Annotated in this window: 8 protein-coding genes; 6 read left to right on the top strand and 2 right to left on the bottom strand. The window is 76.2% G+C overall.

The window, feature by feature from the left end; all coding sequences use genetic code 11:
- Nucleotides 1–7: 7 nt before the first annotated feature.
- Nucleotides 8–3391 carry a discoidin domain-containing protein gene (locus tag Sya03_RS23590; RefSeq protein WP_203940559.1) on the bottom strand — a complete coding sequence of 1128 codons (3384 nt, stop codon included), beginning with the start codon at nucleotides 3389–3391 and terminating at the stop codon, nucleotides 8–10.
- A gap of 257 nt (nucleotides 3392–3648) precedes the next feature.
- Here Sya03_RS23590 and Sya03_RS23585 point away from each other — a divergent pair, with 257 nt between their 5' ends.
- The gene (locus Sya03_RS23585; protein ID WP_203940558.1) at nucleotides 3649–5031 is read left to right on the top strand and encodes a GH1 family beta-glucosidase; all 1383 of its coding nucleotides are present in this window, start codon (nucleotides 3649–3651) and stop codon (nucleotides 5029–5031) included.
- 43 nt (nucleotides 5032–5074) lie between these two features.
- Here the strand turns inward: Sya03_RS23585 and Sya03_RS23580 are convergent, their stop codons facing one another.
- Complete coding sequence (locus Sya03_RS23580) at nucleotides 5075–5761, bottom strand: hypothetical protein (protein ID WP_203940557.1); 687 nt, start codon at nucleotides 5759–5761, stop codon at nucleotides 5075–5077.
- Nucleotides 5762–5923: 162 nt separating this feature from the next.
- Here Sya03_RS23580 and Sya03_RS23575 point away from each other — a divergent pair, with 162 nt between their 5' ends.
- From Sya03_RS23575 to Sya03_RS23555, 5 genes are all read left to right on the top strand, one after another.
- The gene (locus Sya03_RS23575; RefSeq protein WP_203940556.1) at nucleotides 5924–7066 is read left to right on the top strand and encodes a sensor histidine kinase; all 1143 of its coding nucleotides are present in this window, start codon (nucleotides 5924–5926) and stop codon (nucleotides 7064–7066) included.
- A complete protein-coding gene (locus tag Sya03_RS23570; RefSeq protein WP_203940555.1) occupies nucleotides 7063–7725 on the top strand; it encodes a response regulator in 663 nt (220 codons plus the stop codon). Before Sya03_RS23575 ends, Sya03_RS23570 begins: the two co-directional genes overlap by 4 nt.
- 120 nt (nucleotides 7726–7845) lie before the next feature.
- Nucleotides 7846–8235, top strand: a complete 390-nt coding sequence (locus Sya03_RS23565; RefSeq protein WP_203940554.1) for a hypothetical protein — start codon at nucleotides 7846–7848, stop codon at nucleotides 8233–8235.
- A gap of 64 nt (nucleotides 8236–8299) precedes the next feature.
- Complete coding sequence (locus Sya03_RS23560) at nucleotides 8300–8989, top strand: response regulator transcription factor (RefSeq protein ID WP_203940553.1); 690 nt, start codon at nucleotides 8300–8302, stop codon at nucleotides 8987–8989.
- A complete protein-coding gene (locus tag Sya03_RS23555; protein ID WP_203940552.1) occupies nucleotides 8982–10337 on the top strand; it encodes a HAMP domain-containing sensor histidine kinase in 1356 nt (451 codons plus the stop codon). The genes Sya03_RS23560 and Sya03_RS23555 overlap by 8 nt, the downstream gene beginning before the upstream one ends.
- Nucleotides 10338–10341 lie beyond the last annotated feature (4 nt).

The raw sequence follows: 10341 nt of genomic DNA, 5'->3' as shown, positions 1-10341 counted from the left end.
CCGGGCGTCAGCGGTAGACGCCGAACTCCCACAGCGAGTAGCCGTACGCGGTGGCGCGGCCGGTGCCGGTGACCCGCACGTGGCGGCCGCTGCCGGCGACGGTGAGCAGGTCGAACCCGCCGTCGCCGGAGGTGGTGGCGGCGAGCTGCCGCCAGGTGACGCCGTCGTCGGACGCCTCGACGCGGTACGCGGTCGCGTACGCCGCCTCCCACGCCAGCTGCACCCGGTCGAAGGTCTGCACCGAGCCCAGGTCGACCTGCAGCCATGCCGTGTCGGCCCACTCGCTGGCCCACCGGGTGGCGTGGTCGCCGTCGACGGCGTACGCCGGCAGTTGCGGGCCGTTGGTGCCGGTGGGCTGGTGCGACGATGCGGTCACCGGCCTGCCCCGCGCCAGGTTCGTGCCCGGGACGGTGGGCGGCACGACCCGGAACGAGCGCTGTTCGATGCCCACGTTGCCGTGGCCGTCGAAGGCGTACACGTAGACCTTCCAGACGCCGAGCGTCTCGGGGGCGGTGACGGTGAACCGGCCGCCGCCGTGGTCGGTGAAGCGCAGGTTCGTGAAGCCGCGGTTGCCGGTGATGTGCTTGTCGCTCGCCATCAGGTTGTAGCGGACGAGGTCGTTCTGCGGGTCGGTGACGGCGACGTCCACGGTGAACGTGCCGCCGGCCGGCACGGCGGTGCGGTCGCCGACGGTCATGGCGGTGATGACCGGCGGCGTGTTGGGGGCGGCCTGCCCGGTGTACGCCTGCCGCAGGGCGTGGTAGCCGAGCCGCCGCCAGCCGCCGGGTGTGGTGTTGAGCCAGACGCCGCCGAAGTCGTTCTCCAGTCCGTAGTGGAACTCGGTGGCGCCGAGCGCGACCCCCGGGTGGCCCTTGATGGCGTTCCAGCTGTGCGTGTAGCCGTCGCGCTTGGCGACGTCGGTCGGCTCGTCGGGGACGCCGTTGACGTCGTTCGGCACCTCCCACTCGCCGGCCGGTCCGCCCTCGGTGAGCACGTACGGCTTGGTGTGGCCGCCGGCGATCCAGTCACGCTTGACGGTGTCGATGGCGCCGTAGGAGTTGACCGCGAGCAGGTCCAGCGCGGGGGAGTGGGCCTTGTAGTAGGTCCAGGCGTGGGTGTACGCGTCGGTCGAGGTGACCGGGTGGTTCGGGTCGGCCGCCTGGACGGCCAGGGCGACCTCGTTGACGAACCTCGCGTACGCGACCCGGCGCGCCTCGACGACGTCGGCGGCCAGCCCGTGGTCCTGCATGGTGAGGATGACCTCGTTGCCGACGTCCCACATCAGCACGCCCGCGCGGCCCTTGAGCGCGTTGACCCGGGCGACGATCTCCGCCTTGGCGGCGTTCTTGTAGGCGGTGTCGCCGACGTAGTCGGCGCCCTGGTTCAGCCAGTGCCCGACGATGACCTTGATGCCGTGCCGGGCGGCCGCGTCGAGCAGCGCCGGGGTGTGGGTGTCGTCGACGCCCCAGGTGCGGATCGTGTTGACGCCCATGGCCTTCAGGTCGCGCATGTACCCGTCGGCGGCGGCCTGCGGCGGCCCGTACGTGATGCCCTTGATCTCCCAGGGCGCGCCGTCCACGGTGAGCCGCCAGTCGCCCTGCGAGCCGGTGACCCGCACGGTGCTGGGCCCGGCCGGGACCGGCGGGTCGGTCATGGCGGGCGCGGTGGCGCCGGTGGCGCGGGCGACCGTCACGGAGTCGACGACGAGCTTGCCGCCCGGCGTGGTGTCCGGCGTGGGGGTGGTGCGTCCCGCGACGGCGTTCGGCAGCGAGCCGCCGATGGCCAGGTCGAGGCGCAGGTAGAAGCCGTGGTGGACGGCGGCCCGCCAGGCGGCCACGCCGACCTGCGACTGCCGCACCACCCAGGTCTGCCGGCCGTCCAGGTAGAACCGGATCTCCTCGTCTGTCTTGGTGCGGTCGATGACCTGGGCGTACTCGTGGAAGCCGGTCGTGCAGCCGGCGCAGGAGGCGAGCCCGCTGGAGCGGCCGGTGTACTCGTTGCAGACGCCGTCGGGCGCGGTGCCGCAGTGCAGGGTCTGGGAGAGCTGGCCGCGGCCGTTGACGTCGGTCATGATGTCGGTCTCGCCGAAGCCGGGGAAGCCGATGAACCCGTCGCGGAACGCGGCGCCGGTGGCCCGGAAGCCGGGCCAGTAGCCGAGGCCGTTGGCGACGGCGGGCTGCTGGAGCACGGCGCTGAACTTGAGCAGCTGGCCGGGCTGCGGGGCGAAGTCGGCGCGCTGGGTCTCGATCCGGCCGGACGTCCAGGCGGTGCCGGACCGGTTGGCGGTGATGGTGAGCCGGCCGCCGCCGACCGCCACGTTGCCGGCGGTGGCGGTCTCGACGGAGCCGGTGCCCCAGTTCGCGGCGCCGCCGGGGTACTGGGTGCCGGTGCGGGTGAGCCAGCTGCCGGCGTCCAGGGCGGAGCCGGTGAAGTCGTCGGACCAGACGGTCTGCCAGTCGCCCGGGACCGGGTCGGTCGGCGCCGGGGTCGTCGGGCCGCCGGTGGTGTGCACCGCGAACTCCCACAGCGAGTAGCCGTACCCGGTGGCGCGGGCGGTGCCGTGCAGCCGCACGTAGCGGCCGCTGCCCGTCACCGGGATGGTCTCGGTGCCGCCGCGGCCGGTCGTGGTCGAGTGCACGGGGGTCCAGGTGGCGCCGTCGGCGGAGATCTCGATCCGGTACGCGGTGCCGTACGCGCCCTCCCACGTGAGCACCACCTGGCAGACGCGTTGCACGCTGCCGAGGTCGACGCGCAGCCACTGCGGGTCGCTGAACGCGCTCGACCAGCGGGTGCCGGGGTCGCCGTCGACGGCCCGGCCGGGCCCGACGTCGGCGCCCTCGGACGACGACGCGGTGGCGGGCCGGCCGCGGGCGGCGTTGTCCCCGCACGCGGCGGGGGCGGCGCTGCCGTACACCTGGAACTCGTACAGCGAGTAGCCGTAGCCGGTGGCCCGGGCGGTGCCGACGAGGCGCACGTAGCGGCCGGTGCCGGAGACGGGCACGGTCTCGGTGCCGCCGCGGCCGGTCGTGGTGCTGTGGACGGCCGTCCAGGCGGTCCCGTCGGCGGAGGTCTCGATCCGGTACGCGGACGCGTACGCCCCCTCCCAGCGCAGCACGACCTGCGAGACGGTCGCGGTGGCGCCCAGGTCGACGCGCAGCCACTGCGGGTCGGACCACTCCGACGACCAGCGGGTGCCGGTGTCGCCGTCGACGGCGCGCTCGGGGGTGGTGTCGGCGGCCTGGGAGGAGGACGCGGTGACGGGCCGGCCCTGGGACAGCAGGGCGTCGGCGGCGTTCGCGGTGACGGCGGAGACGCCGAGGTAGGAGGCGGCGAGCGCGAGGACGGCCAGCGGCGCGAGGCGGCGCCACCGGCGGCGGCGGGTGGGAGGCACGGCAGCTCCTGGGGGAGGGGAGACGGCGGATGGAGAGCGCTCTCCATGTGGCCGCAGTGTTGCCCTCGTGTTTCCGGGCTGTCAAGGATGTCGATCGCCCCGGCCGGTTCCGGGATCGCCGACACCCGGACGAACCGGGACGAGGCGGCGGCGATAACGGGAATCCGGGGTTGACACGGCCGACGTCCGGGCGGGACCGTGGACGCCTCTTGGAGAGCGCTCTCCATCCCGTACCGGCCCGACCCCGTGGAGCATGGATGAGCACGCTCGCCGCACCCGAGACCACCACCCTGCGCTTCCCGCCCGGCTTCTGGTGGGGCGCCGCCACCGCCGCGTACCAGATCGAGGGGTCCGTCGACGCCGACGGGCGCACCCCGTCCATCTGGGACACGTTCGCGGCCACGCCGGGCGCGGTGGCCGGCGGCGACACCGGGGCGCACGCCGCCGACCACTACCGCCGGTGGCCCGGCGACGTGGCCCTCATGCGCTCGCTCGGCCTCGGGGCGTACCGGTTCTCCGTCGCCTGGCCGCGCGTGCGCGCCGCCGGCGGCGGGCTCAACGCGCGCGGGCTCGACTTCTACGACCGGCTCGTCGACGCGCTGTGCGCGGCCGGCATCCGCCCCGTCGCCACCCTCTACCACTGGGACCTGCCGCAGGAGCTGGAGGACCGCGGCGGCTGGCGGCACCGCGACACCGCCGCCTGCTTCGCCGAGTACGCGGCCGCCGCCGGTGCCCGCCTCGGCGACCGGGTGCAGCTGTGGAACACCCTCAACGAGCCGTGGTGCTCGGCGTTCCTCGGCTACGGCGCCGGCGTGCACGCCCCGGGCGGCGCCTCGTACGCCGACGCCCTGCGCGCCACCCACCACCTGCTGCTCGCCCACGGGCTGGCCGCCCAGGCGCTGCGCCGCGCGCACCCCGCCGCCCGGGTGGGGGTGGCCGTCAACGCGGGCACCGTCCGCCCGGTCACCGCGTCGGCCGCCGACCGCGACGCCGCCCGGCGCATCGACGGGCTGCTCAACCGGCTGTTCCTCGACCCGCTGCTGCGCGCCGCGTACCCCGCCGACGTGCAGGCCGACACCGCCCCGTGGACCGACTGGTCCTTCGTGCGCGACGGCGACCTCGCCACCATCGCCCAGCCGCTCGACGCCCTCGGCGTGAACTACTACCAGCCCGACCTGGTCGGCGCCGGGGCCGGGCCGGAGCGCCCGTACCCGACCGGCGGGACCGTCGCCTTCCACCCCGTGCCCGGGCCGGTCACCGGCATGGGCTGGCCCGTCGACCCGACCGGGCTGACCGACATGCTGGTGCGGATCACCCGCGACTACGGGCCGCTGCCGCTGTTCGTCACCGAGAACGGCGCCGCGTACCCCGACGCGGTCGACGGCGGCCGGGTCGCGGACCCCGAGCGCGTCGACTACCTGCACCGGCACCTGGCGGCCGCGCACGCGGCGATCGGCCGGGGCGTCGACCTGCGCGGCTACTTCGTCTGGTCGCTGCTCGACAACTTCGAGTGGGCGTTCGGGTACGCGCAGCGCTTCGGGCTCGTGCACGTCGACTACGCCACCCAGCGGCGCACCGCGAAGGACAGCGCCCGCTGGTACCGCGAGGTCATCGCCGCCAACGGCGTGCCGCGACCGTGACGCCGGCGCGGCGGCCCACCCGGGGCCGCCGCGCCGCGCCGGGTCACAGCCGGCCGCGCCGGACCGCCCGCACCCCGGCCACCGCCAGCGGCGCGAACAGCAGCGCGAACGGCAGCCCCGCCACCACGCCCCAGCTGAACGGCACGGCCACCATCGCGACCGCGGCCAGCACGTACACCGCCGGGGCCCACCAGCCGAGCACGCCCGCGCGGGCCAGGCCCAGGTAGAGCAGCAGCAGGCCGAGGAAGCCGAGCGCGTCGGTGCCGCGCCACAGGCCCAGCAGCGTGCTGGCGTCGACGGTGTCGGAGATCCGCACCGCCACGTCCAGCGGCAGCTGCTGCCCGATCACCATGCGCCACCAGTCGTCCTTCACGCTGCCCGAGATGTTGAGCATGGTCAGCGCCGCGAGCAGCGTCCCGGCGAGGGTGAGCAGGCGCCCCCGGACCCCGCGGACCAGCAGCGGGAGCACGAACAGCCCCGCGCCGGTCAGCAGGTTGGCGTAGTGCAGCAGGATGCCGGACACCTCGGTCAGCGTGGTGTCACGGGCCAGCGAGGCGACGTAGTCGGCCGTGCCGTCGGACGCCTGCTGCGGCGCGGTCAGCATGCCGCCGAGGTAGAGCAGCGGCCCGGCGACGAGCGCGCCGCCGGCGAGGACGGTCAGGGTGCGGGCGGTGCGCCGCGTCGGGTCGGCGGCATCGGTGGTGGTGGGCTGGTCGAGCGCGGTGGTCACGGCGGTTCCTTCCGAGTGTTCGTCCGTCGCCGGAAACACTGCCGCCCTCGCCCCGGCCGCCGCGTCCGCCGGAACGCACCGGTTCCGGCCCGCGCCTCCGCCGGACGGGGGTCCGTCGAACGACGGACCCGGCGGGCCGCCGGGCGCGCATACGATCCGCTGGTGACGAGCACTCCGCGCCGCGACGCGCGCTGGATCCCCCTGGTCCTCGGGCCGGTCGTGGGGCTGCTGGCGGTCGCCGAGGCGTACCTGGAGCCCGCGTTCCGGCCCGGCGCGGCCGCCGTGTGGGGGCCGGGCGTGCTGCTCGGCGCGGGCGTCGCGCTGGCCGCCCGGTGGCCGCTGGCCGGCACGCTGGCCGCCGTCGCGTGCTTCCCGCTCGCGCTGGTGCTGGGCGCGCCCGACATCGGCGGCGCCGGGCTCATCGGGTTCATCGGCGTGGTCGCCTGGGTGGGCTGGCGCCTGCCGCTGCGCCGCTCGCTGGCCGCCCTCGCCGCGGCCGTCGCCGCCGCCGTCGCGACCTCGCTGCTGGCCGGGCTCGGCGTCTGGGAGACGATCTTCCAGCCGGTCATCCTGCTGCCCGGCTTCCTGCTCGGCGTGCTCAGCCGGGTCAACGGCGAGCGCGCCGCCGAGCTGACCCGGCTCGCCGCCGCGCTCGACGCCGAGCGCGAGCGCAGCGCCCACGCCGCCGTCGTCGGCGAGCGCACCCGCATCGCCCGGGAGGTGCACGACGCCGTCGCGCATTCCGTCAGCGTCATCACCCTGCAGCTCGGCGGCCTGCGCCGGCAGCTCGCCGACCCGGCCCAGGCCGAGATCGTGCGCAACCTGGAGCAGCTCGGCCGCCGGTCCGTCGAGGAGATGCGCGGCCTCGTCGGCATCCTGCGCGACACCGCGGCCGCCGGGCCGCCCGCGCCCGAGCCGTCGCTGGTACGGGCGCCCGCCCTGCTCGACGAGGTCGGGGCCGCCGGGCTGCCGGTCACGCTCCGCGTCGAGGGCGAGCGCCCCGAGGTGCCGCGGCTGCTGGACGCGTCGGCGTACCGGGTGCTCCAGGAGGCCCTGACCAACGTGCTCCGGCACGCCGGGCCCGCGCCCACTTCGGTCTCGATCGCGTACTCGCCGGAGAAGGTGGCGCTCACCGTCGTCAACGAGCCGGGCGCCGCCGCCCCCGCCGCGGCCGCCGGCGCGGGCGGGCACGGGCTCGTCGGCATGCGCGAGCGCGTCGGGCTGTTCCGCGGCACCCTGGCCGCCGGCCCCGAGCCCGGCGGCGGGTTCGCCGTGCGCGCCGTCTTCCCGATGGGCCGCCCGTGATCCGGGTGGCCCTCGTCGACGACGAGGCGATGATCCGCGTCGGCCTGCGCATGGTGCTCAGCGGCGAGCCCGGCATCGAGGTCGTCGGCGAGGCCGCCGACGGCGCGGGCGCGGTCGACCTGGTGACCTCCGCGCGGCCCGACGTCGTGCTGATGGACGTCCGGATGCCCCAGGTCGACGGCATCGAGGCGGCCCGCCGGGTGCTGGCGGCCCACCCAGAGGTGAAGGTGATCGTGCTGACCACCTTCGACGAGGACGAGCACGTGGCGGCGGCCCTGCGCGCCGGGGTGAGCGGCTTCCTGCTCAAGGTCAGCCCGCCCGAGCAGCTGATCGAGGCGGTGCGCACGGTCGCCGCGGGCCACGGCCTGCTCGACCCCGCCGTCACCCTGCGCGTCATCGCGGCGTTCGCGGCGGCCCCGTCACCGTCGGCGCCCGCCGCGGCCGCCGACGCGGCACTGCTTGCCGGGCTCACCCCGCGCGAGCGCGACGTGCTGCGGATGCTCGCCGAGGGCCTGACCAACGCCGAGATCGCCGCCCGGCTCTACCTGGGCGAGGCCACGGTGAAGACCCACCTGTCCCGGGTGCTGATGAAGCTCGGCCTGCGCACCCGCGTGCAGGCGGTCGTGTTCGCCTACCGCAGCGGCCTGGCGGGCGGCTAGAGCAGCGCCGCCGCGCGACGGTGACCCTGCTCACGGGCTGTGTGAACAATCGTTTCGGGTGCGGAAACTTCCTGCGACAACGCTTCCGGGGCGGCGCCGGGCTGCACTACCCATGAGGGCATGCGTCCACTCACGACATTCGCCCTCGCCGGCGCGCTCGTGCTCGGCCTCGCCACCCCCGCCGCCGCGGCCGGCACGGCGGCCGGGCACGGGGTCGACATCCGCGGCGTCGCCGCCTGTGACCACGACACCCGGGAATGGGTGATCACCTGGACCGTCCGCAACCTCACCGACGTGGCGGGCACGATCGGCAACGTCCGGGTCGACCCGCCCGGCCGCCCGCTCGTCGCGCTGCCGCAGCGCGTCGACGCCGGCGCCACCGCGACCGGCACCCAGCGGCTGCTCGCCTCCGAGTACACCGCCCGGGTGCAGCTCGACGTCAACTGGGACGACGGGCCGGTCACCTACGACCACCACTGGCCGGTCTACATCAAGGCGTACTGCCACTGAATCCGTACCTGACCCGAACACGAAGGCGGGCCGTTCCCGGGCGCCCGCGCGGCATGATGGGCGCGTGGAACAGGCGCCCGGGAAAGGCCTCGTGCTCGTCGTGGAGGACGAGCGGCCCATCGCCGACCTGGTCCGGCTGTACCTGAGCCGGGACGGGTTCGGGGTGCACACCGAGCACGACGGGGCCGCCGGGCTCGCCGCCGCGCGCCGGCTGCGGCCCGTCGCCTGCGTGCTGGACATCGCCCTGCCCGGCCTCGACGGCACCGAGGTGTGCCGGCGGCTGCGGGCCGACGGCGACTGGACGCCGGTGCTGTTCCTCACCGCCCGCGACGACGAGATCGACCGGGTGCTCGGGCTGGAGCTGGGCGCCGACGACTACCTGACCAAGCCGTTCAGCCCGCGCGAGCTGGTGGCCCGGGTCAAGGCGGTGCTGCGGCGCACCGCGGGCCCACCGGACGGCGACCGGGTGCGCGAGCTGGGACCGGTGCAGCTCGACCCGGCCCGGCGGCGGGTCACCCTGTCCGGGGCGCCCCTGGCGCTCACCGCCACCGAGTTCGACCTGCTCGGGCACCTGCTCGCCCGCCCGGGGCGGGTGTTCACCCGGGAGGAGCTGCTCGCCGCCGTCTGGGGGTACGCGTCGGTCGCCGGCACCCGCACCGTCGACGTGCACGTCGCCCAGGTGCGCGCCAAGCTGGGCGACGCCGCCGCGCTCATCCGCACCGTGCGCGGCGTCGGTTACACCGCCGATGCGTGACGCCGCCCGGACCCTCACGGGCCGCACCGTGCTGGTCACCTGCGCCACCGCCGTCGTCGCGGTGATCGTCACGGCGCTCGTGGCGTTCCCCGTCGCCGTCCGCGCCGCGGGCGACCAGGCCCGCGCCGGCCTGGACGAGAAGGCGGCCCTGGCCACCGAGGTCCTCGGCGCCGCGCGGCCCGCCCAGCGGCAGAACATCGTGCGGCGGCTCCAGCGGCAGGACATCGCCGTCTACCTCATCCGGCGCGGCGAGGCCGACCGGGCCGGGCTGCCGCCCCGCGTCGTCGAGCAGGTCGCGCAGGGCCGCGAGGTCGACACCCGGGCGGTCGTCAACGGCCGGGCCACGCTCGTCGCCGGCCGGCCGCTGCCCGGCGCCGCCAACGGCGTGGTGCTCACCCGGCCGGCCGCGACCGGGGCGGGCCGGGAGATCGCCGGCACCCTCGGCCTGGCGCTGGCCGCCGGGCTGGCCGCCGGCCTGCTCGCCGGGTTCCTGCTGGCCCGCCGCATCGCCCGGCCGATCCGCGAGGCCGCGGCCGCCGCCGGCCGGCTGTCCGCCGGCGACCGGACCGTGCGGCTCGCCGAGCAGCCGCCCACCGAGGTCGCCGAGCTGGCCGGGGCGTTCAACCGGCTCGCCGCCGCGCTCGCCACCAGCGAGAACCGCGAGCGGGAGTTCCTGCTGTCCGTCTCGCACGAGCTGCGCACCCCGCTGTCCACCATCCGCGGGTACGCCGAGGCCCTCGCCGACGGCGTCGTCGGCCCCGACGGCGCCCCGAAGGCCGGCAGCACCATGCTCGGCGAGGCGCAGCGGCTCGACCGGCTCGTCGCCGACCTGCTCGTCCTGGCCCGGCTGGAGGCCGCCGACCTGCCCGTCGAGGTGCTGAGCGTCGACCTGGCCGACCTGGCCGACGGCGCAGCCGACGCGTGGCGGCCCCGGTGCGCCGCCGACGGCCTCGAGCTGCGCGTCGAGCGGCCCGACGGCCCCGTGCCGGTCAGCACCGACCCCGGCCGCGTCCGGCAGGTCGTCGACGGGCTGTGCGAGAACGCCCTGCGCGTCGTCCCGCCCGGTGCCCCGCTCGTGCTCGCGGTGCGCGGCGAGCCGGGCGGCGGGGTCATCGAGGTGCGCGACGGCGGGCCCGGGTTCACCGACGACGACCTGGCCGTCGCGTTCGACCGGGGCGCCCTGCACCAGCGCTACCGGGGCATCCGGCCGGTCGGCTCCGGGCTCGGCCTGGCGCTGGCCGCCCGCCTGGTGACCCGGCTCGGCGGCGCCATCGAGGCCGGGCACGCACCCGAGGGCGGGGCGAGGTTCACCGTCACGCTGCCTTACGCAACCCGAACATCACCCTGACGGC

It is taken from the genome of Spirilliplanes yamanashiensis (assembly GCF_016863475.1).
GTDB classification, from domain to species: Bacteria; Actinomycetota; Actinomycetes; order Mycobacteriales; family Micromonosporaceae; genus Spirilliplanes; species Spirilliplanes yamanashiensis.
This window is presented reverse-complemented; position numbering and strand designations above follow the sequence as displayed.